The organism is Algoriphagus antarcticus (assembly GCF_002150685.1).
GTDB lineage: Bacteria > Bacteroidota > Bacteroidia > Cytophagales > Cyclobacteriaceae > Algoriphagus > Algoriphagus antarcticus.
Map to the genome: position 1 here is coordinate 1 of NZ_MSSW01000070.1, position 26560 is coordinate 26560.

The window sequence follows — 26560 nt, forward strand, 5'->3', positions numbered from 1 at the left end:
TCCCTGACATGAACCAATCTTTGAATTGTAAATTTCTTTTCAGCCAACCTCTGTACCTCCGGCCATGTTAGAAATACCCGGTTATTTACCTTTGTAGACATTTTAAACTGAATAAATGGGTTCCTGACTAGCCATCCGTTATTAATGCAGACTAGGACTATTTTCTTAAAATTGTTCAGGTATTTTACGGTTGTGTTATGATTACAATTCCTAGCACTCTTCAGCCAAAAGGCGTAGGATGATATAAATTCATAATCCAGTAGTTTAATATCCATGTCCTCAGCATTGTATTTCCATTTAATGAAAGAGCGGGTATGGTCAAGTGAAGTTTTGTATCTCAACAATGTCCCTGGGGCAAATTCTTTACCCACTAATGCTTCTACATTCTTATTGTGCTCATGGAATATTTCGAGAATCATTTTTTTCTTTTCCCCGATGCCAAGGAGAATATTCTTCAATGCTTCAGAAGAAATTTCTTTGTCAGATTCAAGGAGTTGTTTTTTAGCCTGAATGACTTTATGATGGATAGTGTCCAGAAATGCATTTAATTCTCTGGCATCTTCTTTAATGCCCTCTGCTCTGCCTACAGCAATACTCCAACGGGAGATAGGCCATAACCTCTTGGTGGATATTTCTTTGGATAGACTATCTACGGTTATTCTGAGGTACACATACCTCATTGTTCCAGTGTCTTTTTTTGATTGTTTTAGGAAGAAGTGTAACCCAAAGCTTTTTTCTAACATGACTCATTGGTTTAAGTTGAATAAAACTCGAAAATCAGGCTCTAAATAACAAGAAGCTCAATAGTTGAACATGTTCATAATCAGTAAAATATAATTCACATCATGCGTCTTTTTTTTGATATCGGCGAACTACACGAATGACGCACTAGAATTAGGAGAAATTGTGAAGATTTTGGTGGTTTTAGCCACAAAAAAAAGCCTGCAAAGAAACTCTTTACAGGCTTATAATTCACAAAACTGAGATGTAAAAACTGATTAAAATTCATTAAACATCTAGTAATCAATGTTTTAGAAACTTTATTCAAATTATTGAAGTCTATTTTTACATTTTCTTCAAGGATTTTCTCAGCTTTTCCAGTGGAGCTGGCGAGATTCGAACTCGCGTCCAGATAAGGAAACAACGTACCGTCTACATGCTTAGTCACCTGTTGGATTTTCGATCGAAATATGCTGGGTGACACACCTAGTTCCGACTTAGCTACTGGATCTTAAGCTTGCATAATAGCATCACAAGCAGCAGTCCGATCAAGTCGACACCTCAGATCCACCCGGATCAGACAACGGGCGGTGAGATGTGGCCGGGGAATTACTCTCGCAACTCAACCCTTGAAGCTTTCTTTCCTGTTAAGGTAAGATTAGGCAGCCATAGCGTAAGAATCTTCGCCATTTATAGTGCGTATGAATCTTTTAAGGCCGTACATACTCCAGCCTGCATGCGAGCCCGATTTTTACACTTACTGTCAAAACCGGTCAGCCCCATTTATATAAGGATGACAAAACTAATACAATTTTCGTTCCGTTGGTGAAGAGTTTTGCGATCTAGAGGAAACCTTTAAAAATTTGATTTTTCATAGGTTTGGAAATCAAATAATTAGCGAAAATTGTCTGAGAATGCTATTTTTTGGGCTTCCTGAGTATAGAGTTTTTTATATCTTGCGGTGATGGAAAATTTCGTCGTTTCGGCAAGAAAATACAGACCGGCAGATTTCAAAAGCGTAGTTGGGCAGCAGCATATCACCACCACGCTTCAGAATGCCATAAAAAACAATCACTTAGCGCAGGCTTTTTTGTTTTGCGGTCCACGAGGTGTGGGGAAGACTACCTGCGCCCGTATCCTTGCAAAGACAATCAACTGTGAAAATCTTCAAGCTGACTTCGAGGCTTGTGGTAAATGCGAATCATGTGTTTCTTTCCAAAACAACAGTTCCTTTAATATCTACGAACTCGATGCGGCTTCGAACAACTCCGTAGATGATATCCGTAATCTGGTAGATCAAGTACGTTACGCTCCGCAAAAGGGACAGTACAAAGTATATATCATTGATGAGGTTCACATGCTTTCCAATCAGGCTTTCAACGCCTTTTTGAAGACTTTGGAAGAGCCACCTAAGTACGCCATCTTTATTTTGGCGACTACGGAAAAGCATAAAATCATTCCTACCATACTTTCCCGCTGTCAGATTTTTGATTTCAATAGAATTCAGATTAAAGACATAGCGGTACATCTCAAGTATATCGCTGAGAAAGAAACGGTAGATTATGAAGAGGAAGCTCTTCGATTGATTGCTACCAAAGCAGATGGTGCGCTTCGTGATGCGCTTTCTATGTTTGATTTGATCGTCACGTATTCCGCAGGGAAAAAAGTTACGTATCATGAGACCATCGGAAATCTACATATTCTTGATTACGATTATTACTTCAAAGTTGTAGATGCCTTGGTAGCAGAAAACCTATCCAGTGTTTTGCTGATCTTTGATGAGATTCTGAAGAAAGGATTTGATGGACACAACTTCATCGTAGGTCTTTGTGAGCATTTCAGAGATTTGCTTGTGGCCAAAGATGCTGCTACGATTGAACTGATAGAGGTATCTGAATCTGCCAAAGAACGTTATCTGCAACAGACAGAAGCAACTTCTGCATCCTTCTTACTCTCTGCACTGAACATTGCCAATTATTGCGATATCAATTACAAGACTTCGAAAAATCAGCGTTTACATGTGGAATTGGCATTGATGAAAATGGCAAAGCTTCCCCAAGCATTCCGTTTGTCAATGGTTGCAGCTGAGGACTCAAAAAAAAAAGTCTGACAGAGCAAGTTCCTGAACCACTCAAAGAATCTATACCTCTTCCTACTACTACCAGCACTGCCAAGACAAGTTCTCTACAGAAGACTATTTCTATTCCTAAAAATCTTGGTCACACGAAGCAATTAGCAGATCAAAAAGCTAAGCATGAGCTAGAGTATGCCCAATCTAAGGTGAGCGAGGAAGTCGTGGAGGTAAAAGTAGAGGGGAGAGACCTCACCCAGGAAATATTGGATGAGGTATTTCCACAAGTAAAAGAACATTTTCAGAAGCTCGGAAAGAGTATGGAACTGGCGATCTTGGGACAGTCCGTCAAGATTAAAATGGATGTGGTCATCCTTGAAGTAATGGGTCATGTGCAAGAAGAACTTGCATTAAAAATGAAGCCTGAGGTGATTCGTATTATCAAAGAATTGGGTTCGGTCAATCACTTTAAGCTAGAATTGGAGGTAAAAGAAGAACTGGAGTCTGAACGAAATAAGCTCTACACAAGCACAGATAAATTCAACTTTTTAAAGGGAAAACACGCTGCCTTGGGAGAATTTCAGCGGAGATTCGGTTTGGAAACTGATTTCTAAAAATCAAGAGATATCCCAAAGTTTATAAGATTCTGTAGCTGCACAGCTTGCTTAGATGTTCCATCATCTTGTTTGATAAACACCTCCTCATCATAGATTAGAACGGTCTCTATTCTGGTGGAAATAAACCTATTTACTTTCATTCTTATCACAGAATTGAAGTTGACTACCATATTTCCAAACACCTCATAATTAGAAAATAGGTTGATATCAGACTTCCAGGTAATATTTTTCATCAGTTGAATATCTGCCACTGAGGCAGCGAGAGAGACTCCTGCTTCAGCTCGTACATTTTCACCAGGAATTACCCCGAAAGCCCCAGCCCTGCTCAGTGAATCGTTTAAGACTATGGTGAATCTACCCGTGAAAGGAGATAGAATTACCGAGATCTTACTCTTGTCTTTATAGGTTTTTCGGTAGTTAAGACCAGTCGAAGACTGTACATAGCCAGGTGAAAGTAGGTCTGATATTTTGGTGCGAACTTCCAAATCACTTCCCGATGGTCTGGAATATTTGTATCCGGCTAGAAGCTGAGCTCTAGCATCAAGCTGAGTAGATAGGTAGAAAAATTCCGATAGTTCTCTACCATAATTGGTCACAAAGTGGAAATTATCGTTCGTCTTTCGAGTCGCATAATCTCTATCATCTTGACGATTGAAACCTAAGCTGAACGTGAGTTGTGTGTCCCAGACTTTATTATCCTTCTTGTAATTGGCAAAAAGTGTCAAGCCGGAATTCAGCGCAAAGGTACTGGATCCACCTGCCGCCCAATTTGACAAAGTAACTTGTTGGATATTGAGGTTATAGTTTCCTCCTGTCTTCCAAAAAATCTCTTTTATAGGCTCATCTATCAAGAGCGAATCTCCCAGCATCAGCAAGGTATCACCATTAATCAGTACAGTATCAGGGATATACTGCCTGTCCTGAGCCTTAATCGTGTGGCTGAGGCATAGGAGAAATAATCCAAAAATTAGGAGGTACTTAGACATTTAAAAAGCTTAGGGGATTGCAGATCAGGGGCGAAAGATAACCAATTTCTGTCCAATGGATATGATGTTTTGAATTCCTATGTTGTTCCAGTCTTTCAATTGATTGACTGTCACGCCGTATTTTTTGCTGATGGCAAATAGCGTCTCTCCAGTAGCCACTGTATGAGTCATCTTAGAAGTTGAAGATGCTGTGCTGGTTTGACGTGAATTACTTACTAAAGGTTGATTGCGTGTCGATGTGGGCGGTGTGTTAGCTTCTGCTTGTCTGGCTGGTGCCGGGTTCGTAAGTTTTACCACCGGTATATCCTCACCACGTTTTCTATGTTCTTGCAGGTTGAGTACCATTCCAGCTTTCAAGTCGCTGTCTTTCCTAATTCTATTTTTCGACTTCAATGCAGATAGCTTAATTCCGTATCTCTGAGAAATACTCCAAAGTGTTTCGCCTGGTCGTACGATGTGAGTTGCTATTTCAGCGCTGGCATTCTTTTTCTCGGTATAGTAATATTCTCCGGCTTCGATTCTCGCTCCTCTGTCTAGATCGTTAAGTCTTCGCAGCTTATTTTCTTTGACTCCAACTCGGTCTGAGAAATTGCTTTGAGTAGTGGATTGAGGCGCTTGCACACCTTCTAGATTATTTACCGTGATCTGATCAGCCTGTGAAGCTTTCGTGGTATTTCCAGCAATTCTTGGGAAAGAATCTGCTTGCTTGTAAGTTGGTGAGGTGGATGTAACGCTTGGGCTTTGAGTTTTCGGTTTCGATTCCGTAATAATTGCTGGCTGTATGGGTAGAGATCCATCTCTTACATATACCACCGTATAAACTCTATCGCCTGGGATTTTACCATTGCGTGTCCATAGATTATATTCTTCCAGGTGCTTTTCGGTTACGCCATATTTTTTCGATAGGGCTGATAATGTAGTAGGCCCTTGTACGCGCTCCCCTACCATATATTGCCCACTGCTGGTGAGCGAGGTAGTTTGGCTCCCAAAGGCGATTTTATGAGCTAAGAATTTCTTGAAGTACCAATGTGTATTTCGATCTACATCCACGATTTGCTTCCCATTGTATTGGGTGCCAAAATAAGCTTTGGCTCCACCCAGACCCATTTGATAAGAAACCAATGCGCACATCCAGTTGTCGAATGAGTTATTATGTTTCTGCAGGTAAAGCGCAGCTCCCTTGGAGGAAGAGGCTATATTTTTCCGCTCATCGATTTGACCATCTACCCGAAGAAAAACCTCCTCTGCAGTTCCTTGCTTAAACTGCCAAAAGCCAACTGCATTTGATGTGGATACAGCGTCTCCGATCAAACCACTTTCTTGGATGGCCAGATATTTTAGATCTACAGGCACGCCAGAGTTTCTAAGCTCCTGCTCGATGATCGGCATGTATAGATTTACCCGATCTTGCTTGATTTTAAAATAGGATGGGTTACGATATTGTGCATCCACGTCCAACTGGATTTCCCGTCGAGCCTGAGGATTGATTCTTACGATAAGGTCTGCAAACTGTAGTTCAGCCGGGACTTGAGGGATTTGAGCCTTAGACTCATGGCCGAACAGTACCAGCAGGATGAAAATTATATAGGGGGTATGTATTTTTTTCATTCGAAAAAGGCTTTCATCGTCGGGTCAGCATCATTTTAGCAAAAATGATTCCCCTTTTCGCTTTACCTAGATTTTTCTTGCCATCATTACGCCATCCCGGATGGGCAGCAGGACGTTTTCGACGCGAGGATCATTTTGAATCATTGTATTAAAATCTATAATGGCATGGGTGTCTTTGTCAATTTTCTTTCCTTTTTCTACCAAGATTTTTCCTGACCATAGGACATTGTCAGCCAGAATAATTCCTCCTGGATTGATCTTGTCGATGATCAGGTCATAGTACTTCGAGTAGTTACTTTTATCAGCATCGATAAAGACCATATCGAAAGGCCCGGAAAGGGTAGGAATAATTTCGAGAGCATTTCCCAGGCGATAATCGATTTTGTCAGCTAGCCCGCTTTCTTCAAAAAACCCTCGCACCATTGTCTCTAGCTCGTCATTGATATCCAGCGTGATGAGCTTTCCATCTTTCCCCAATCCTCTTGCCATGCAGATTCCAGAATATCCGGTGTAAGTACCGATTTCTAAAATGGTTTTAGGATTCTGCATTTTTGCAAAAAGCTCTAGCATTTTCCCCTGTAGATGTCCGGAGATCATGCGTGGCATCATGACTTTTGCCTGAGTTTCGCGGGTGATTTTTTTAAGCAAAAAATCCTCATCACTACTGTGATCTTCGCAATAAGTTAAAAGAGCTGGGTCGATAAATTCCATGATTACTGAGGAGTATAGGTTAGGAACGAGAGCATTTCAGGGTTGAAAATTTCTTGTGCGATTCCCTGAATTTCCTCGGCTGTAGTATTTTTGATCTGTTTAAATATATTCTCCAGGGGATCTACTTTTCCATGATCGATTAAGCTTTTGCCATAAACCAGCATCAGTGCGGCGTAATTTTCCTCGGCCATAGCCATCTGACCGATTGCTTGTTCTTTTGCCATATGAAGCTGAACAGTTCCGAGCTTTGTGCTGGTCATTTTACTCATTTCTTTGAGAACAAGCGCAAGTGCTTTTTGTAGAGTTTTGCCCTCTGTGCCAAAGTAAATCCCAAAAAAGCCGATGTCGGAAAATGGCTGATAACTGGACTCTATACTATACACATAGCCGTGCTTTTCCCGAAGCATCAGATTCAGCCGGCTATTCATACTTGGTCCGCCAAGGATGTTGTTGAGGAGGAAAAGTTTAAAGCGATTTGGGTCGTAAAGAGAAAAAGCCGGTCGGCCAATTGCACAAAGTGACTGGCTAACGTCTCTTTCTTGACTCTTTACTTTAGGAATGTAATTGTTGAAATCACTTCTAATGTAAAGGCTTCTTTTCGTTTGGATTTGGGATAAAGGACCTTCTATTCCTCGCAATACTTTCTGGAAGGAGATATTTCCCACTACAGAAAATATCAGTCTAGACGTATCAAGTCTTGTAGAAATGAAGTCGAAGAAATCCTGCTGAGTAAAGCTTCCAACCGTCTGTTCTGTTCCCAGAATATTTCTTCCCAATGCATGATTTTCAAAAACCAATTCATCCAGTTCATCCTGTATCGCATCCTCCGGAGAATCGCGATACATGGCCATTTCTTCTAAAATAACCTGACGCTCTTTTTCGATCTGTTTTTCCGGGAAAGTACTATTGAAGGTAATGTCGAAAAGTAATTCAGAGGCTTTGCCGTAATGTTCCTTTAAAGTGGAAGCATAGAAGCATACTTTTTCTTTGGTGGTGTAGGCGTTGAGTTCGCCTCCAAGTGATTCCAGGCGATTGAGGATATGGAAAGTTTTTCGCCTTTTAGTGCCTTTGAAAGCCATATGTTCCCAAAAGTGAGCTAGCCCTTCTTGCTCTTTGGTCTCATCTCTACTACCGATGTCTAATATAAATCCGCAGTGAACTAGTCTGGTATGGGTAACTTCCTGATGGACAATCCGAATGCCGTTACTAAGTTCTTTGATGTTTAATTCCATGCTTAATTTACCCTGTCGGTAATATACAAAGTAAAGCAGGAAATTAGTTCCAGATGAATTTCTCCCCTGATTTTCGCCCTATAATTAGTAACTTTCCATTTCAGAATCAGAAGAAATCTATGAAATCGAGCATTACTCCAAACGTAACACAGAGGAATGATTAATTACCATGTGAGATTCCACCTGACCATTGAAAAACAAATAATAACAAGATGAAATATCAACCTCTTTCTAGTTCTCTTTATATTAAGAATCGCGAGAAATTTTGCTACAAACTTACCGAAAGCAGCGTAGCGATTTTCAATTCTAATGACATCATGCCTACCAATGCTGATGGAACGATGCGTTTTCGTCAGAATAATGATTTGTTTTACCTCACCGGTATAGATCAGGAAGAAACGATTTTGCTTGTGGCTCCGGATTGTCCAAATGCTAATATGCGTGAAGTACTTTTTCTCCGAGAGACTAACGAGCATATCGCGATTTGGGAAGGGCATAAATACACTAAGGAAGAAGCTGAAGCCACTTCAGGAATAAAGAATATCCAGTGGCTGGCATATTTTGATCAAGTTTTTAGTACTGTGATGGCACTTTGCTGCAATATCTACCTGAATACAAATGAGCATCTAAGAGCGGGCGTACTAGTGGAGACTCAGGATGCGAGGTTCATTAGGGAGTGTAAAGAGAAATTCCCGCTTCATACGTATCACCGATCAGCGCCCATTATGCATGAGTTGAGAGGGGTGAAGGAAAAAGAGGAGATCGATCAACTTCAAATAGCTTGTGATATCACGGAGAAAGGCTTTAGAAGAATTCTGTCTTTTGTGAAACCTGGCGTGACTGAGTATGAAATAGAAGCTGAATATCTTCATGAGTTTGTTAGAAATCGCAGTAAGGGATTCGCTTACGAACCCATCATTGCTTCAGGCGCTTCTGCCTGTGTGTTACATTATGTGGAGAATCATAAAGAGTGCCTAGCTGGTGAAATGCTATTGATGGATGTGGGAGCGGAATATGGGAATTACAATGCAGACATGACTCGGACGATTCCAGTGAGCGGTAGATTCACAGAAAGGCAAAGAGCCGTTTACGATGCAGTGTTACGAGTACAAAAAGAAGCTTCAAATATTTTAAGAATTGGTACTAACATTCAGGATTACCATAAAGAAGTGGGCTTGATCATGCAAAGTGAACTGGTAGGCTTAGGTTTGATCGACCAGACAGATATCAAAAATCAGGATTCAGCTTGGCCAGCTTACAAAAAGTATTTTATGCATGGCACTTCTCATCATTTGGGACTTGATGTACATGATGTAGGTACTATGCATGGACCGATCCAACCTGGTATGGTTTTTACGGTAGAGCCGGGAATGTATATTCAGGAGGAAGGGTTAGGAATTAGATTGGAAAATAATATTGTGATACAAGAAGCGAAAGGTTATTTTGATCTAATGCGAAATATCCCAATTGAGGCTGAAGAGATTGAAGAATTGATGAATAAATGAGGTGATTATCAGTAATGATGCCAGTAGCCTTTTCTCTTTGCTTTACCAGACGGAAGACCGATGAAGGGTGACAGAAGCGGGCTAAATGCCAAAGTTTACCATATTACATGATGCTTTGATCGCATTACTGGCTGAAACTTGAATATTCATAATAGTGGATACTTGAGTCAATCATTCATCTTACAAAGGATAAAAACAAAAAAGCTTTACCTAATTAATGGGTAAAGCTTTTTTGTTGGGCAATTTTGATCTTAGTCGTTAGGATAAGGGATATATACAAAGCTGGTAAACGCTCCATCCATTACGAAAAGGCAGCAGAATTCGTCAGGATCTTTGTAAGCTTTTACGAAATCAGGCAGAGATTCTTCAGCGATTAATTTGCGCTGAACAAATTCATCCACATAGGTCATGAAGTAGTTCCAGTCCAAGTCTTTCTCTTCTTTTCCGATAAATATTTTCCCGATAGGTTGCATCTCTTTTGAGATGGGGAAAATCGGGTAATCAGAGAATTTCCGGGTTCGGATCTGATAGGAAGCTTCCTTAAGTGTATCAGATATTTTTATAAAATCACTGGTAATTGTACCCAGATATTTCCCGTTCAGTTCGGGATCGTTGAAATCTGAAATCATGATTTTAAAGTTAAGAGTACGACATTTTCTACATGATACGTCTGTGGAAACATGTCCACAGGCTGTATCTTTTCTACTTTGTATTTTTCGCCCAAAAGTGCTACATCTCTAGCCTGAGTAGCAGGATTGCAGGATACATACACGATCTTTGGTGCATTCAATCTCAAGAGCATCTGCACAACTTTCTCATCCATTCCTGCGCGTGGCGGATCTGTGATGATCACATCTGGAGCCGCATGATTTGCTATAAAATCCTCGTTCAGCATGTCTTTCATATCACCAGCATAGAAGAGCGTATTGTCCAATCCGTTGATTTGAGAGTTGAGTTTCGCGTCTTCGATGGCAGATGGTACATACTCGATTCCGATTACCTGTTTGGCTTTTTTTGCTACGAAATTGGCAATCGTGCCAGTGCCAGTATAGAGATCATAAACCACCTCATCGCCTTGCAAATCGGCGAAATCACGAGCGACTTTATATAATTCGTACGCTTGCTCAGAGTTTGTTTGATAGAAGGACTTTGGGCCGATGCGGAATTTCAAGTCTTCCATTTCTTCCTCGATAAAGTCCTGCCCAGCAAAAGTGACTAATTCCAAGTCGTGGAAAGTCTCATTTCCTTTGGTGTTAATTACATAAAGCAGAGAAGTAATTTCAGGGAATTTCTCATTCAAAAACTCCATGACCTTTTGAATTCCCTCTGAATCATTTTCACCGAACTGTACGATCACCATAGCCTGATCTGTGCTCGTGGTTCGGATAATCAGATTTCGAAGCAGGCCAACTTGATTTCTAATGTCATAGAAGCTAAGTTGATTTGCTAGCGCAAAAGTTCTCAATTCATTCCTAACGTCGTTGGAAATGTTTCCTTGCAGATAGCAATGATCCACATCGACGATCTTGTCAAACATCTTCGGGATATGAAAACCTAGGGCATTTCTATCAAAATCTTCTCCTGATTGGATCTGCTCGACCGTCAGCCATTTCTTGTTTGAGAAGGTGAAGTCCAACTTATTTCTATAGTATCTAGTCTTTTCAGAACCTAAAGTCGGCATCACCTCAGGGATTTCTACTTTTGCTATTCGCTGAAACTGATCCAAAACCTGCTGTCGCTTATAGGTTTTTTGCAGATCATAATTAATGTGCTGCCACTTGCAGCCGCCACAGGTGCCAAAATGCGAGCAAAAAGGATCTATTCGTTCTTTGGAATACTCGTGGAATTTGACAGGCTCTCCTTCCATAAAGGAGCTTTTCCCCTTGGTGATCCGCACATCGACCACATCTCCAGGAGCAACTCCCGTTACAAAAACCACTTTTTCCTCATGATGTCCCAAACATTTTCCCTCCGAAGCAATACGCTCGATGAGAAGATTGGTGATCACTTTGTTTTTCATTTTTCGCGACATGGGCGCAAAATTAGGGAAAAATGGTGAAGTGGATAAGTGGAATGAGAATAAGAATAAAAATGTATATTTAGGCGATCTACGATTATTTAGATGATATATGAAAAAATAGTAAAATGAAAAATATCTTTATACTTCTTGGGCTATTATTATTTTTCTGTTCCTGCGGAAAAGATGGTAAAAACTCAAATGAAGCAAAGGTTTTGAGTCTCAAATTAGAGGACCAAAAGATCATTCCTGTAAATGATAAATCCGCTAATTTTTCCATCCTCTCTCAAGTTCATTTTGAGGAGAGTGGACATCCACTTTACATTCATCTCAATTATTTTTCTTCAGATCCCAACTATTTATTTGTCAATTCATTTGATGATCCTTCGCTAGATCAGGTTTTGGAGTTTGAGAGTGAGGGGCCAAATGGGGTTGGAAATGTCACTGAGTTTTACTTTCAGTCGTATGATTCCATTTTTTTGGTTGATAGATACCGCTATTTGGTGTCAATTGCTGATTCTGCGGGGAAGGTAAAGCGATCCTATAGACTAAAAAGCAATACTAGTAATAAGCTCGATGAAGATTCGGTTTTACCCTATAGTTCTTCAAAAGCTAGAATGTTTGTAAGAGGGAATTATTTATACATTCCATGTGTCCCTGATACTGATTCTTACATTCATCAGTATGGGCGTGATAATTTACTGATCAAATTGGATTTGGAAACTGGAGATTACACCACGCTTTTAGGATATCCTGCTTGGTATCAAAATGGGAATTACTGGGGCGGTCCCGACCATGTTTTGCCTAGTATTACACCTTTGGACGATCTGGATAAGGTTTTGGTAAGCTTCCCGCTTGTCGATTCAGTTTACATGCTTGATTTAAAGACGGAAAAAATGAAGTCGCATTTTTGGATGGGAAGTTCGAATATGGATAGCCCTGTTGCGATAAATTATGATGATAGTCAGTTAGAGCCTGGGAAAAGATTCCAATTGGAAACAGACTATTATTTTTCGCTAAACTACGATCCTTTCAGAGAGGAATATTGGAGATTTTTTTATAAAAAATATGATGAGGAGTCTATCGACAAAATAATCAAGAGAGAGAAGGGGGAGCCAAATCAGACCTCATTAATTATATATGATAAAAACCTGGAGTTAATCGGGGAATTTGAAGTCGATAAGAACTGGCGAGCCTCTGGCTACGATCTATTTTTCTTGAAAGAAGGAGCTTATATCTCATCAACGCCTGATTCCATTGAGGATCAGATGATTTTTCGTCAATTGATCGTAAATTAGAATAGAACTAGCCTTTTTTCAAAACTTTAAATAACATGGCAAACACCTATCATCAGATTTACATCCAATTGATTTTTGCTGTGAAGGGACGGCAGAGTCTTTTGAAGAGAGAGTTTCGTCAGGATTTTTTTAAAGTTATGGCTTCTATGATTCAGGATCTCGGTCACAAGTCCATTATAGTCAATGGAGTCGCGGATCATGTTCATTGTTTCGTAGGACTAAATCCCGACAAAACCATTTCAGATTTGGCTGAAAAGCTAAAAACCTCATCTAATCATTTTTTAAAAGATAAGAAATGGGCAGACGGAAATTTCTCATGGCAGAAAGGGTATGGAGCTTTTTCATATTCAAAATCTCACGTCCAGAAGGTTTACGAGTACATTTTGAATCAAGAAGCACATCATCAAAAAATGACTTTTAAACAGGAGTATATTTCGCTGCTTAAGAAATTTGAGATTGAGTTCAAGGACGAATATTTATTTGAATTCCTAGATGACGTGCCATTATGAGCCAATAAGTGGTAGAAATCAAGTCGCTTCTCCGAAGCTATAAGTATTCTCACAATTTTATTAAGGGTGATTTCGCCCTTGTGTTGTTGGTTTAATCAAAATAGCGCCAGCGGCGCTCTTTGATTGTAGCAATGTGATACCGAATCCAATAGAGCACCAGTGGTGCGATTTACGTTTCAATCAGGTAAATCGTAATTCAGAATGATAGGATCGGGTTATCAAATCGCTTCTCCGAATCTCGTGCAAACAGACGAGATCGTTTTTTACAATCAAAATGCTTCTCCGAAGCTGGTTTCGAGCGAGTATTGGTTGATACAAATGGAATTGATTCTGAAAAGCCTAACTCTACTTTTAATAGCGCCAGCGGCGCACTTTGACTGTAGCCATATCATTCCGAATATGCCAGAGCACCAGCGGTGCGATTTGATTTTTATGCTTTTAAATCAAAATTCGGATGTTAGCATAAGTGATAAAATCGCTTCTCCGAAGCTCGAATTAGTGGTATTAATTAAATTTTACAATCAAAAAGCTTCTCCGAAGCTAATAGCATCGCAACGATTATATTAGGATTGATTTTGCTCTTATGTATTTGAGGCTATCAAATTAGCGCCAGCGGCGCATTTTGACTGTAGCTGCATAATTCCAGAATCCACCAAAGCACCAGCGGTGCGGTTTGTCCTTCAATCTTCCTTTCCCATTTAAAAACTATTTTATCTAGTTTTTTTCATTTCCCTATCTTTGCATCATCAATGAATCAAGACACGCTTAAAGATAAAGTCGTAATCATCACAGGAGCCACCTCGGGAATAGGAGAATCCTGCGCTTTTGCTTTTGGCCGAGCCGGTGCTAAAATCGTGATTACAGGCAGAAATCAAGATAAACTGGATATAAGTAAAGCCAAATTAGAAGCTGCGGGAATACAAGTGTTGGCGATTTCAGCTGATGCTGGCGTGATTGTCGACAATGAGCGGATGGCTAAGACGGTATTAGCCGAATTTGGTAAAATTGATATTCTGATAAATAACGCGGGAATAACCATGCGAGCTTTGTTCGAGAATCTTGATTTTGAAGTCTTTCATAAAGTGATGAACACTAATTTCTGGGGCACAGTCTATGCCACCAAGTTTTGTTTGCCATCAATCTTAGAACAAAAGGGATCTGTAGTTGGGATTTCTTCTGTTAATGGTTTTCGTGGTACGCCGGCTCGAACAGCCTACTCAGCAAGTAAATATGCCATGAATGGGTTTTTTGAATCTTTGAGAACTGAGGTAATGAAGAGAGGCGTACATGTATTGGTGGCTTGTCCTGGATTTACTGCTTCAAACATTCGTAAAAACGCACTGGATGCACATGGCGCTTTGCAAGGAGATTCGCCTAGAGATGAATCAAAAATGATGAGTTCGGAAGAAGTGGCAGAGAGAATACTGAAAGCCACTTTGAAAAGAAAGCGTGATTTGACGCTTACTACCCAAGGCTGGTGGTTGAAGTTTCTCAATAAATGGATGCCAGGAAGGTTGGATTACATAGTTTATAATCAATTGAAAAAGGAAAAAGACTCACCTTTCCATTAAATGCCTGAATCAATCTTTCAGACTTACCGAAACCGTCTTGTGGATCTGTCTTCCAAAAACAGGTCGCTTTATTTACCAAAGACGGAAGGTTTCGGGATTGTTGATCTGAAAGAACTAGATTTTTTGAATGGGGAAAATAGCTTTGAAATCATCCGATCGGCTATTTCTTCTAAGAAAGTAATTCCTTTAATTCCAGAGTCAGATCCCCGGATTGCAGCGGTAAATGCACTTTCAAAGACATTTTCTAGGATTTCATTTCGTGATCAGTTGACGAAAGAAGAAACAGGCGAGCAATCCCTTTATCTAGGCTGGCCGTTTGCGGAGGGGAAATTAATAAATGGACATACACTTCGATCGCCTCTACTACTTTTGGGTGTAAAACTGCAAGTTGAAAAGGGAAAATGGCTTCTCACCAAAACCGATGCTTGGCAGTGGAATCCGGCTTTTCTTTTGGCTTATAGCCATGCTTATGGAAAAGAATTTGATCCGGATTCTCTAAATCATATGTTGCAGGAATTATCAACTGATGCGACTGAGTTTCGGACTGAATTCGCAAAGCTTATAAATGAGCACTTTTCGATTCAGCTCAGTTCCTCCCTTTTTGAGGATCAACTAGCGATCTTTCCGATTTCTCAAAAGAGTTTGGATGACACTAGTTTTCAAGATGGAAAGCTGGGGTTGAAGAACTATTCACTGCTTGGTCAATTCGCTCAGAAGGGGAGTTTTTTGTTCTCAGATTATGAACTTTTGGAAAAGAAGTTTGGAGAAAAGACCTTGGAAGAGCTATTTACTGAGCATTTTGAAACCGCCGTAAACATTCCTATTCCGAGAGAAGAACAGCTTTTTCCTGTTTTTCCGCTTGATGCTTCTCAAGAAAATATCTTGGTTAAAGTTCGTCAGGGAAAAAGTTTGGTTGTGGAAGGCCCACCTGGTACAGGCAAGTCGCAGCTGATTGCCAACTTAGTTTCGGATTATATAGCGCGTGGCAAAAAGGTGCTCGTGGTTTCACAGAAAAGAGCGGCTCTGGATGTGGTTTTTGAGCGAATGGCAAACCAAGGTTTTGGTGATTTTTTAGGTTTGGTGCATGACTTTCGTGGAGATCAAAAAGTACTTTTCCAAAAGATTAAAACTCAGATTGATTCAATTGAGAGCTATCAAGAGCAAAATAGGGGAATAGATTCGATACAATTGGAGCGGGAGATTTCCCAATATTCCAAGACGATCTCTAGACTTTCGGAGAACTTTGAAAATTTCAGAACAGCACTTTACGAAGTTGAATCTGCAGGCATTCCCATCAAAGCGATGTATTTAAAGGCCAGCTTGAAGAAACCGTTCTTTGAGGATACAGATTTGAAAAAACTAGATTTTCAGAAAGCTCAGAATTTTGAAAAATCGTATAAAATCTACCATTCTTATCACTCTCAATTCAAGGGCACTTTTTGGGAAGGTAGAATTTGCTTTGCGCATTTTGAGCCGGCAGTTTTTCCTAGAATTTCTCAGAGCTTGAAAGAGGTGGAGGGTTTTAGGGCAAAGTGGGATATTGAAGATTCCGTTATAGCTTTTGAAAATTTGGCACAATATGTCTTGAATGATGCTAGTTTTTCAACATCTCTGGAAGAGCTGAATATTTCGCTAAGTAGATTGGAAAGGAAAGATTTAGCTATTTCAGCGGCTTTTGATTCTAATCTTGATATAAAATTAACCAAGGTTCAGAAATGGATTAAGAGTGCTACTAATAAGCTTGAGTCTTTATCATTCGGGATATCTCCATCCTTGGAAAGCCTGTCCCAGTTGGAATTAGAGCTGAATTCTTTGCAATCAAAAGTTTCTTCTTGGCTTGGGAGAATTCAGGTGAATTTCAGTAAAAGTAAGTTTCCATTGACTTTTGAGATTCTAGGGAGGTCGGGTTTGAAGTTTGATTCCGAAGCTATTTCTAGGATTCGGGTAGAAGTTGACATCTTAATAAGCCTGCTGCAAGAACTTGATGATCTGCCAAAAATCGTTGGGTTAGCGTTGAGAGAGCTATCTATTGAAGAATTGAAAACTCACCTAGATGTGATAAATCCATTGTTAAAATGGGCCAATCGATGGAGGGAAAGTGAAATCTTGCATACAATTGCAACTTGGAATGCCGACGAATTTCAGTCCCAGCTCAATAAAATATGTGACTTTTCGAAGTCTCTCCAAGCTAACTCAATCAAATGGAAAGCTTATTTGAGTGAGGTGCAGATTTTGGAGATTCTCAAAAATGGAATCCCTGAAATTGGTGTTGATTTCCAGTTGAATCAGACTTTTTCGGAGCTTGTTGCTTTTGATAGATTCTTAGAAAGTCTGGATCCCATTTCTCGTTCTTTTTCCCAAAAGCTTGAAACAGAATGCTCGGAGTCAGACTTGTCGAGTCTAATTTCAGCCTTTTGGAATTCCTGGTATTTGACTTGGATCGCTTTTTTGGAAGCCAAAAATCCAGTTTTAGCAGAAGCCGGAAGTTTGACGATGCAACATGAGTTGGATGAACTGAAGACTGCAATTCTCGAGAAAAGAAAAATCTCTAGGCATATCGCGTTGCTTAGGCTCCGTGAGCAAGTAACCAGCGAACTGGAGTTTAATCGCCTTGGAAATCGCTTGACGTATCGAGACTTGCTTCATCAGGTTAGTAAAAAGCGTCAGCGCTGGCCAATTCGAAAGCTGATTGAAGAATTGCATGAGGAAGTATTTCGATTGCTTCCCTGCTGGTTTGCTAGTCCGGAGACGGTTTCGGCTTTATTTCCGCTGGATCAAGGGTTTGATTTGGTTATTTTCGATGAAGCATCTCAGTGTCAGGTGGAGCGAGGTTTGCCAGCTATGTTGCGAGGAAAGCAGGTGGTGATCGCAGGTGATTCGAAGCAACTTCGACCTTCCGATTTCTATCAGGTCAAGTGGGAATCTGATGAGGAGGGTTTAGAATATGAAGCAGAATCCTTACTTGAATTAGCGGGGAATTTCTTCGAGAAACATCAGTTGAAAGGTCATTATCGTTCCGCCGATCCAGGGTTGATTCATTTTTCCAATGTTCATTTCTACGAAAGCCAACTGAAGACTTTGCCGGATTATGCGACTTCTAAAGCGGGGAGACCTGCATTTACATGGGAAAAAGTAGAGGGAATTTGGGCTAATCAGATGAATAGAACAGAGGCAGATGCTGTCGTGTTGAAAGTGGAGTCTATTCTAGATTTATCTCCTTCAGACACTATTGGGATTGTAACGGGAAATTATTTTCAGATGGAATTGATTCGTGAAAAACTCTGGAAAGCTGGTTTTCAGGATGCTGAAATCAAGGTTCGGAATATCGAAAATGTACAAGGTGACGAGTTTGATCAGGTTATTTTGTCTCTAGGATATGCTCCAAATCCAGATGGGAAGTTGGTGACTAATTTTGGTTTGCTGAGCAAGGTGGGTGCTGAAAACAGACTAAATGTGGCTATCACCCGAGCTCGGAAGAAAATGCATGTCATGTCGAGTATTGAGCCAACTGATTTTCGCCCTAGTCAAATTAAAAATCCTGGATTAGCATTGCTGAGAGAGTTTTTGGCTTTTGCTCAAGAGCAAAGTAAAAATCCTTCAATTCCTGCTCTAGAGTATAAAACGGTAGGTTATCAGATTGATTGGAGTTTGAAAAATAACTTGTGCAATCAGGATGATTCCTATTCTAAAGAAATACCTTCTGCAGTAATGGATCTTGTAAAAATTTCTTCCTCAGGCGAAAAGTTAGCTGTGTTGACAGACGATCAGCGATTTTTTAATGTCTCTACTGCAAAAGCAGCTTTGGCTTATCACCCGATTTTGCTTGATCAAAAAGGTTGGAAATATGTGTGGAAGTGGAGCAGGGGTAGTCTTCGTATATGATTCCTATTAAGTGCAATTTTGAATGATAAGTCATTCGTTAAATTGTAAAATGAAGCTTAGCGAATGAGTTATAACTCATTTTGAATTTATAATGTATATTGTATGATAATCCATTCATTAAGTAGTATATTTGATGATAATGAATGATTTTTAATGCATGGACTATAATCAATTAAGTGATAGCGCGATTCTCAATAGGCTTGGTGATTTTGTGAAGCATCATCGGATGGGTCAAAATAAGTCGCAAGAGCAGCTGGCTAATGCTGCTGGTATCAGTAGATCCACGCTGAGTCTTTTGGAGCGTGGCGAAAAAGTCAATCTAATTACGTTGATACAGGTGCTTCGGGTACTGGATAAGCTACAATGGCTTGAGGATTTCGAAGTGAAGAAGACTATCAGCCCGATGGATTATATTAAGCTTCAAAAGAAGCATGAGCGGCAGCGCATACGGAATATTGACATGGCTGCTGAGAATCCTCCATCTGAATGGTAGTTGCTGCAGAAATCTGGCTATGGGATATGCTTGCTGGAGCTGTGCTTTGGGATGAGGCAGAGCAGATGGGTAGCTTTGAGTTTAATCCCAATTTCTTTTCATCCGGTCTGGATATTTCTCCTGTAAAAATGCCTTTGAGCCAAGGAAATAGAATCTACAGATTTCCTGAGCTGCTAAAATCCCGAGGCGATGTTTTTGACACATTCAAAGGACTTCCTGGTTTGCTGGCGGATATGCTTCCCGATAAATATGGAAATCAATTAATCAATGCTTGGCTAATCCAAAATGGAAGAGCCGCCGATAGTCTCAATCCAGTAGAACAACTCTGTTTTATAGGAAAACGAGGGGTAGGAGCTTTGGAAATCAGACCTTCTCTTCGTGCTGAAACGATCCAGGCCAGTTCCTTGGAAATAGATAGTCTAGTAGATATCGCTGGGAAAATTCTAAATTCCAGAGAAGGTTTTCAATCAAATCTGACAGGAGAGGAGCAGTCTGCACTTTCAGATATTCTCAAAATCGGCACTTCTGCAGGCGGAGCACGTGCCAAAGCTGTGATAGCTTATAATCCTAAAACAGGCAAGGTGAAAAGTGGTCAGGTGAAGGCTCCTGCCGGATTTTCGTATTGGATCATCAAGTTTGATGGAGTCCATGATTCGCAGTTTGGTGCCACCGTAGGATATGGAAAAGTAGAAATGGCCTATTATCGTATGGCTCTTGCTGCTGGGGTCGAGATGAGTGAATGTCGATTGTTAGAAGAAAACGGCAGGGCACACTTTATGACCAAGCGCTTTGATCGAAAGGGAAACGGTCAAAAGATTCATATGCAAAGCTTGTGTGGATTAAGGCATTTTGATTTTAACCGAGTTGGCGAGTATAGTTACGAGCAAGTCTTCGAAACCATGCGAATGCTCCGTCTTTCCTATCCAGAAGCAGAGCAGATGTTCATTCGTATGGTGTTCAATGTATTGGCTAGAAACTGTGATGATCATACCAAGAACTTTGCTTTTTTGATGGATCAAAATGGAAAGTGGGTGCTATCGCCTGCTTACGATATTTGCTATGCCTACCGTCCGGGAAGTCTCTGGGTCAGTGCCCAATCTCTGATGGTAAACGGAAAAAGAGACAATATCACGGGGAATGATTTTCTGGAAGTTGCCCGTAAAATGAATATTAAAAAGCCAGAGGAAAAGATTGAGCAGATCAAATCGGCGGTTTGTAGATGGCGTGAATTTGCAGACGAAGTGGGGGTGAATGCAGCCTTGAGAGATGATATCAGCGACACGCTTTTGGTTAGTTGCCAATAAAAGAAATTGTGGAGGGATGGCTAAAGCCTTGCCATCCATCTCGCCAGTTGAACTTCATGTACAAGATAATTTCCCGCGTCCTTAACTACCAACTCAAGTTTTTCAAGTGCTTTCAAAGCCGTGCTTACTGTACTTGCTGCTCCTAGATTATGCTTTTGAAGAAAATCTTTACCGAGTGGGTTTTGAAGCGGTTCTTCTTTGGCAATTGCCCTAAATATATTCCATTGTGCCCGAGTAAGCATTTTTTGGAAATTAGCATAAATCGCCTGCTGCTGAACTAGTATTTGATTAAACACGGTGTCCACATCTAGGTTTGTTACCTTTTTATAATTGGCAAAAAGATGATTGCAGACCAACTGTACAGTATAGGTTTGACCACGACTCCAGCTATAAATCTTCTCAATTGATTCTGGCTCGATTGTTTTTTTAGCAGCTTGAAAATGTCCGGTTATAAACTCAGTATAAGCCTTTAAAGAAATTGGTTGGAGAGATTCTAACTGAGAACTCTGATAGAATGGTCTTTTCTTTTCCGTAAACATTGCTTCCATGAGTGTACGATGGCTTCCACTGAAGATAAACCTAACTTCAGGAATCTGCTGCACCCAAGCTCGAAATACTGCTTCGGCATTTGATGCCTCGTAGTCATTTATTTGCTGAAATTCGTCGATTGCGATTACGATTCGCTTTTTTCTGGATAGTAAATAATCTCCTAAAGCCTTTAGTGATTGGCCAGGTTGCTCGGATTTGTTTACTCCCAGCGTAATTTCAGGAGTTCCTGACAACGGGTTGAAACTTATAGTAGCTCCAATGGAAGCCAGTAATTTCTGGATACCTGCACTTATTCCCGTGCTTGTTTTCCCATACTTTTCATAAATACCAGACGAAATTGCCTGAATAGCTTCATCGATATTTTGTGTTGCCAGAAGATCAATATAGAGTGTTTCATAGTCTTTGGAAGTTTCTAATTCATCAAAAAGTCTATGAATAAGTGCTGATTTCCCTAGTCTTCGCCAAGCATAAAGCACTACATTTCTATCATTTTCTACGTGAGAAATTAGAATTTTCAGATCATTTTCTCTGTCACAAAAGTAATCTTTACCTTGAAAGGTATTGATCAAGAATGGATTGAAGGGCACTTTCATGATTTCTTTGTATTATCATTACGCACTATGCGTTACGTAAAGTGCGTTACGTAAAGTACGTAATAAGTTAATAAAAATACTATTCATGAACAGAAATTTATCTTTACAGATAACCGACTAGCTTATATACCAAAATACCGATCCATTCCTTTACCAGTTTGTGCCAAATGAAGATGGAATATGGATCTGGGAAAAATAAGGTCGGAATATCGAATTTGGTATCGCTACTGTAATAATCGGTAGGGAAGGATTCTGTTCTCAATCCTACTTTGTCAAAGCAACCCTTGGATCTTTTCATGTGAAATGCAGATGTAATCAACATAAATTCCTGATTTACATCGATTCCTTTTTCTTGCAGAAAAGCCTCAGTAAAAAGGGCATTTTCACGTGTGTTTTTTGACCGCTCCTCGATCATGACATCTGCTTCAGGTACTCCAGTCATCAGAAGAAAGCGCTTCAATACTTCGGCCTCTGACTGAGGATTGACAGGATTTAAGCCTCGCCCGCCAGTGATGAGTATTTTTTTGATTTTTCCTTCTTGATAAAGCTGGAGCGCATGAGTGATTCGATCGGCTCCTTTATTAAAGAAAGTTCGATCATAAGCCGTTCTACTCAAGTTCGTCACGCCAGTAAGCACAATGCCGATTTCATGATTTTTAACTTCGCTAAAAGCCTTGAAATCAGGTTCCCAAGCTAACATTGCTTGATTTGCTATAAACTGATTGGAGAAAAGCCAAAGTAGAATTATCCCTGCCCAAAGGCTTTGCTTTCCCCATTTTCTTTTGATAAAAAAAGCACCTATAACGATTAAAATGATCGTTATAGTAAGAGGTAGCGCAAGGAAACTTAAAAATTGGGAGAGGTAGAAGAACATGGGATGGGTGTGATCTAGAGCCAAAGAAAGGGTAGAATTGATCAATTGTCAAATTCAAGGTACAATGATCAAGTAGGGCAGCCTTGACAATTGAGCTTGATTTTTGTCCATTGATCATTTCCAAAATTCTTTTCCTTTGATTTTTCCATTATCTGAGTAGTAAAGCTATTTTTGAGCATGAGTTCAATCCTACCTAACTTATTGCCTTTACTTCAAGAACTTTCCAGCCAACTGGATGGAACCTTGCAATTTGATACGCTTACCAAGACCCTCTATGCCACAGATGCTTCCGTATATCGTGAGATGCCTTTGGCGGTGGCTTTTCCAAAATCAGAATCGGATATCCAGAAGCTGATACTTTTTGCTTCCAAAAACAAAACTTCACTGATTCCACGTACAGCCGGAACTTCACTTTCTGGGCAATGTGTGGGCAATGGAATTGTGGTGGACGTGTCCAAACATTTCACCGAAATATTGGAATTGAATACAGCTGAAAGATGGGTTCGAGTGCAGCCAGGTGTGGTAAGGGATGAACTCAATCGTTTTCTGAAACCTCATGGGCTTTTCTTCAGCCCGATTACATCTACTGCCAATCGTGCTATGATAGGCGGAATGGTGGGGAATAATTCATCTGGAACAACTTCGATTGTTTATGGGGTGACCCGCGACAAGGTCATTTCTCTAGAAACTATTTTAAGCGATGGGAATCCGGTGAAGTTCGAAGGACTTTCTAAGGAAGAATTCGCGGAAAAAACCAAACTTCAATCACTAGAAGGAGACATCTACCGCAAGGTGCTTGAAGAATTGAGTGACTCAGACGCCCGTGGAGAGATCCATGCGCAATTTCCCAAAAAGTCTATTCATCGGAGAAATACTGGCTACGCCGTAGATGAATTGCTAAAGGCAGAGATTTTTGAAGGGGAAGAGAAGTTCAATTTCTGTAAGCTTTTGAGCGGTTCTGAAGGGACTTTGGCTTTTACTACCGAGATTAAAATCAGTCTTGATCCACTTCCTGACCCAATTGAGATCGTAGTTGCGGCGCATTTTGAGACGATTCACCAAAGTATGGTGTCCGCTCAGACTGCCATGAAGCATCCTGCCACGGCTGTGGAGCTGATGGATAAAATCATTTTGGACTGCACAAAGGAGAGTATCGAGTACAGTAAAAATCGCTATTTCGTCGAGGGAGATCCTGAGGCACTTTTGATGGTGGAGTTTCGCGGTCATACACTCGAAGAAGCCATGGCAAAAGGTGAAGCATTAGTTGCCGATCTGAAAGCTGCCGGTTTGGGATATGCCTATCCGATCATTGAGCCATCGATGGTTTCTACCGCTTGGGCGCTACGCTCTGCGGGTTTGGGACTTTTGGCAAATATCCCTGGTGATGCGAAGGCTGTAGCATGTATTGAAGATACAGCAGTTGATATTGAAGATCTGGCGAATTATATCGATGAAGTAGATGAGATGATGGAGGGTTTTAACCAAAAGCCTGTTCACTATGCTCACGCTGGCGCTGGAGAGATACATTTGCGACCTATTTTGGATTTGAAAAAGTCGAAAGATGTAGCTGAGTTTTATAATATTTCTAAAGCTTCTGCCGAATTGGTGAAAAAGTATCAGGGTTCATTAAGTGGTGAACACGGAGATGGACGCGTTCGGGCTGCTTTTATTCCACTGATGGTAGGGGAAAAGAATTATGAGCTTTTCCGCAGGATTAAATTCTCCTGGGATCCAAATAATATTTTCAACCCTGGGAAAATAGTGGATGCTGCTCCGATGAATAAATACCTGCGCTACGAGCCAGATATGGGGACTCCAACTCATCAAACGATGATGGATTTTTCCAATGTGGGAGGTATTCTCCGCTTGGCGGAAAAGTGTAATGGTTCTGGGGATTGTCGAAAATTGCCTGGTTCGGGTGGCACGATGTGCCCAAGTTACATGGCAACTCGAAATGAAAAGGATACGACTCGCGGTCGTGCAAATACACTTCGTGAGTTTCTTACGATGGATAACAAAGAAAATGCCTTCAATCATCCTGAGATAAAGGAGGCGATGGATTTGTGTCTTTCCTGCAAAGGCTGTACTGCAGAATGCCCTTCCAATGTAGACATGTCCACCATGAAGGCAGAATTTCTCTATCAATATCAAAAGGTAAACGGCATTCCTTTGCGCTCGAAGGCTTTTGCGTACATCAACGAGCTGAATGAACTGGGCTCAAAAACTGGTGGCTTGGCAAATTTCATATTGAGTAATAGTCTGACTGGCGGAATAATGAAGTCTATTTTGGGCGTAGCCCCACAAAGGAGTCTACCTGAAATCAGTAAAGTAAGTCTTCGAAAGTGGTACAAGAAGAACTATGAATCGCTCCCAGGTGTAGCAAAGCAGATCAAATCTGTATACTTTTTTGTAGATGAATTTACCAATCATAATGACACCCAAATAGGAATTAAAGCGATTTCTCTACTCAAAAAGTTAGGTTATGATGTGAAGGTGGTAGATCATGAGGAAAGTGGTCGCTCTGCACTTTCTAAGGGTTTATTGCCAAAAGCCAAGAGGCATGCGGAGGCGAATGTGAAGATTTTCTCAAAAATCATTGATGGAAATACACCACTGATTGGGTTGGAGCCTTCTGCCATTTTGGGTTTCCGAGATGAATACCCGAGGATCGTGAAAAAGGAATTGGTGGAGGCTGCTAAGAAATTGAAGTTTCATGTGAAGATTATCGATGAGTTTTTGGGACAGGAAATCGCAGCTGGAAATATCACAGCTGATTCATTCAATACTAAAACACAGAAGATCAAACTTCATGGTCATTGCCATCAGAAGGCACTTTCATCCATGATTTGGACGCAGAAAATACTTTCGCTACCGGTAAATTATTCTGTAGAGACTATTCCAAGTGGATGCTGTGGAATGGCAGGAAGTTTTGGCTATGAAGCAGAGCATTATGAAGTTTCTCAGCAAGTGGGTGAGTTGGTACTCTTTCCAGCGGTTAGAAAAGCTGATTCAGAAACAATCATTGCGGCGCCAGGCACTTCTTGTAGGCACCAGATTGCTGATGGGACAGGCAGAAAAGCCAAGCACCCAGTGGAGATTTTGTGGGAAGCTCTGAACGATGTGTGATTGTTTAATTGATAACGACGGAAAAAAAGGCCGGATAGAATATCCGGCCTTTATTGTTTTTCAATGAATTTTCTAAGCCTAGGCGATAAACAATCCAGCTATAGTCAATACTTCCTCTTTAGTCAATGGTTCATCGAACGCTTCTGTAATTCCATCTGGGCCTATAGGTGTGACTGTAGTAACATCCACTCCTCCCTGGATCAAATTATCTTCCCTTATATAGACTGCTTGAGCTGCTGCTGGCACTCCAGCTCCTATATTTGCCTGAGTTATCCATCCTTTCAAACCTCGGAGTCTTCTTACTTCAGATGCATGTCTGGCTTCTACTGAATGGATTTGAAGAGCAGCTGTCAATACACTATTCTCATCAATCAACTTTCCGGCTTGTCCTTTATAGGCTCTCACTCCCGTATCTTCAAACGCCTGAGCTAAAATCAAGAATTCCTCATAATTATTAAATGGATTAAACATCCCACCTGCGGTAAAGTCAAATGTAGGTTTTGCTACTGGGGTACCTCCATAGCTTTTAATTACTTTTGTAAGAAAGGCCACATGGTCCACCTCATGTTTTTCGATGGTTTTGAAAATTGCCATGTCCTTTCCAGCAGGAATAAGACCAGGGGTATTAATTCCTTTAGTATAATATTCGCCTTCTAGATATTCTAGGGTAAGAGCAAAGTTGAGCACATCCAAAACTGTAGGAATGTGCGCCGCGGAGGCACTTTGTGTACTTGCCGCTAACACACCTGCGGGAATTGTAGCAAACGCTATGCTTTTCCCAAAATTGGTGAGCTTTTTAAATGCTTCACGTCTAGTTGTAAATGAATCAAGCTCTTCTGGCTTGATATCATATTTATTGAGAACTTCAAATATTTTCATGGTATGATTTTTTAA

The 26560-nt window shown here is 40.6% G+C and carries 20 protein-coding genes and 1 other RNA gene; 10 read left to right on the forward strand and 11 right to left on the reverse strand.

Features of this window, described 5'->3' with window-relative positions; genetic code table 11:
* Both BVH04_RS20380 and ssrA read right to left on the reverse strand, forming a co-directional pair.
* Positions 1-743: phage integrase SAM-like domain and Arm DNA-binding domain-containing protein (locus BVH04_RS20380; RefSeq protein WP_205635892.1), on the reverse strand; the 743-nt coding region annotated here is incomplete at its 3' end.
* A gap of 355 nt (positions 744-1098) precedes the next feature.
* Positions 1099-1501, reverse strand: a transfer-messenger RNA (tmRNA) gene (ssrA, locus tag BVH04_RS20385).
* 183 nt (positions 1502-1684) lie between these two features.
* On the opposite strand from ssrA, the gene BVH04_RS20390 reads away from it, so the two are divergent.
* Entirely contained in the window at positions 1685-2830 is a 1146-nt protein-coding gene (locus tag BVH04_RS20390; RefSeq protein WP_086543313.1) for a DNA polymerase III subunit gamma/tau, read from the forward strand.
* 170 nt (positions 2831-3000) lie between these two features.
* On the forward strand, positions 3001-3405 hold the full coding sequence (locus tag BVH04_RS20395; RefSeq protein ID WP_086543314.1) for a hypothetical protein: 405 nt from the start codon (positions 3001-3003) through the stop codon (positions 3403-3405).
* Here the strand turns inward: BVH04_RS20395 and BVH04_RS20400 are convergent.
* The 4 genes from BVH04_RS20400 to BVH04_RS20415 form a co-directional block, all read right to left on the reverse strand.
* The gene (locus BVH04_RS20400; RefSeq protein ID WP_086543315.1) at positions 3402-4394 is read right to left on the reverse strand and encodes a DUF3078 domain-containing protein; all 993 of its coding nucleotides are present in this window, start codon (positions 4392-4394) and stop codon (positions 3402-3404) included. The two genes, BVH04_RS20395 and BVH04_RS20400, sit on opposite strands and share 4 nt — an antisense overlap.
* 24 nt (positions 4395-4418) lie before the next feature.
* A complete protein-coding gene (locus tag BVH04_RS20405; RefSeq protein ID WP_086543316.1) occupies positions 4419-6002 on the reverse strand; it encodes a lytic transglycosylase domain-containing protein in 1584 nt (527 codons plus the stop codon).
* A 66-nt stretch (positions 6003-6068) separates the two neighbouring features.
* Complete coding sequence (locus BVH04_RS20410) at positions 6069-6713, reverse strand: O-methyltransferase (protein WP_086543317.1); 645 nt, start codon at positions 6711-6713, stop codon at positions 6069-6071.
* A 2-nt stretch (positions 6714-6715) separates the two neighbouring features.
* On the reverse strand, positions 6716-7945 hold the full coding sequence (locus tag BVH04_RS20415) for a M16 family metallopeptidase (protein WP_086543318.1): 1230 nt from the start codon (positions 7943-7945) through the stop codon (positions 6716-6718).
* A gap of 212 nt (positions 7946-8157) precedes the next feature.
* Here BVH04_RS20415 and BVH04_RS20420 point away from each other — a divergent pair, with 212 nt between their 5' ends.
* On the forward strand, positions 8158-9450 hold the full coding sequence (locus BVH04_RS20420; RefSeq protein ID WP_086543319.1) for an aminopeptidase P family protein: 1293 nt from the start codon (positions 8158-8160) through the stop codon (positions 9448-9450).
* Positions 9451-9701: 251 nt separating this feature from the next.
* Here BVH04_RS20420 and BVH04_RS20425 read toward each other — a convergent pair whose 3' ends face one another.
* Entirely contained in the window at positions 9702-10079 is a 378-nt protein-coding gene (locus tag BVH04_RS20425; RefSeq protein WP_086543320.1) for a hypothetical protein, read from the reverse strand.
* Positions 10076-11482: a 23S rRNA (uracil(1939)-C(5))-methyltransferase RlmD gene (rlmD, locus tag BVH04_RS20430; protein ID WP_086543321.1), complete on the reverse strand. Its 1407-nt coding sequence runs from the start codon at positions 11480-11482 to the stop codon at positions 10076-10078. The genes BVH04_RS20425 and rlmD overlap by 4 nt, the downstream gene beginning before the upstream one ends.
* Before the next feature lie 113 nt (positions 11483-11595).
* Here rlmD and BVH04_RS20435 point away from each other — a divergent pair, with 113 nt between their 5' ends.
* From BVH04_RS20435 to BVH04_RS20465, 6 genes are all read left to right on the forward strand, one after another.
* Positions 11596-12765, forward strand: coding sequence for a DUF4221 family protein (locus BVH04_RS20435; protein WP_086543322.1), 1170 nt, complete (start codon positions 11596-11598; stop codon positions 12763-12765).
* A 35-nt stretch (positions 12766-12800) separates the two neighbouring features.
* The gene (gene tnpA / locus BVH04_RS20440; protein ID WP_086543323.1) at positions 12801-13274 is read left to right on the forward strand and encodes an IS200/IS605 family transposase; all 474 of its coding nucleotides are present in this window, start codon (positions 12801-12803) and stop codon (positions 13272-13274) included.
* Between the two features lie 749 nt (positions 13275-14023).
* A complete protein-coding gene (locus tag BVH04_RS20450; RefSeq protein WP_086543325.1) occupies positions 14024-14845 on the forward strand; it encodes an SDR family oxidoreductase in 822 nt (273 codons plus the stop codon).
* Complete coding sequence (locus BVH04_RS20455) at positions 14846-18727, forward strand: AAA domain-containing protein (RefSeq protein WP_086543326.1); 3882 nt, start codon at positions 14846-14848, stop codon at positions 18725-18727.
* Between the two features lie 157 nt (positions 18728-18884).
* Positions 18885-19220, forward strand: coding sequence for a helix-turn-helix domain-containing protein (locus tag BVH04_RS20460; RefSeq protein ID WP_086543327.1), 336 nt, complete (start codon positions 18885-18887; stop codon positions 19218-19220).
* A complete protein-coding gene (locus tag BVH04_RS20465) occupies positions 19214-20524 on the forward strand; it encodes a type II toxin-antitoxin system HipA family toxin (RefSeq protein ID WP_086543328.1) in 1311 nt (436 codons plus the stop codon). Before BVH04_RS20460 ends, BVH04_RS20465 begins: the two co-directional genes overlap by 7 nt.
* 20 nt (positions 20525-20544) lie before the next feature.
* Here the strand turns inward: BVH04_RS20465 and BVH04_RS20470 are convergent, their stop codons facing one another.
* Both BVH04_RS20470 and BVH04_RS20475 read right to left on the reverse strand, forming a co-directional pair.
* On the reverse strand, positions 20545-21666 hold the full coding sequence (locus tag BVH04_RS20470) for an AAA family ATPase (protein ID WP_086543329.1): 1122 nt from the start codon (positions 21664-21666) through the stop codon (positions 20545-20547).
* Positions 21667-21769: 103 nt separating this feature from the next.
* Positions 21770-22585, reverse strand: coding sequence for a YdcF family protein (locus tag BVH04_RS20475; protein WP_317045513.1), 816 nt, complete (start codon positions 22583-22585; stop codon positions 21770-21772).
* Positions 22586-22717: 132 nt separating this feature from the next.
* Here BVH04_RS20475 and BVH04_RS20480 point away from each other — a divergent pair, with 132 nt between their 5' ends.
* Complete coding sequence (locus BVH04_RS20480; protein WP_086543331.1) at positions 22718-25666, forward strand: FAD-binding and (Fe-S)-binding domain-containing protein; 2949 nt, start codon at positions 22718-22720, stop codon at positions 25664-25666.
* A 78-nt stretch (positions 25667-25744) separates the two neighbouring features.
* On the opposite strand, the gene BVH04_RS20485 is transcribed toward BVH04_RS20480, so the two are convergent.
* The gene (locus tag BVH04_RS20485; protein ID WP_086543332.1) at positions 25745-26545 is read right to left on the reverse strand and encodes a ferritin-like domain-containing protein; all 801 of its coding nucleotides are present in this window, start codon (positions 26543-26545) and stop codon (positions 25745-25747) included.
* Between the last annotated feature and the right edge of the window lie 15 nt (positions 26546-26560).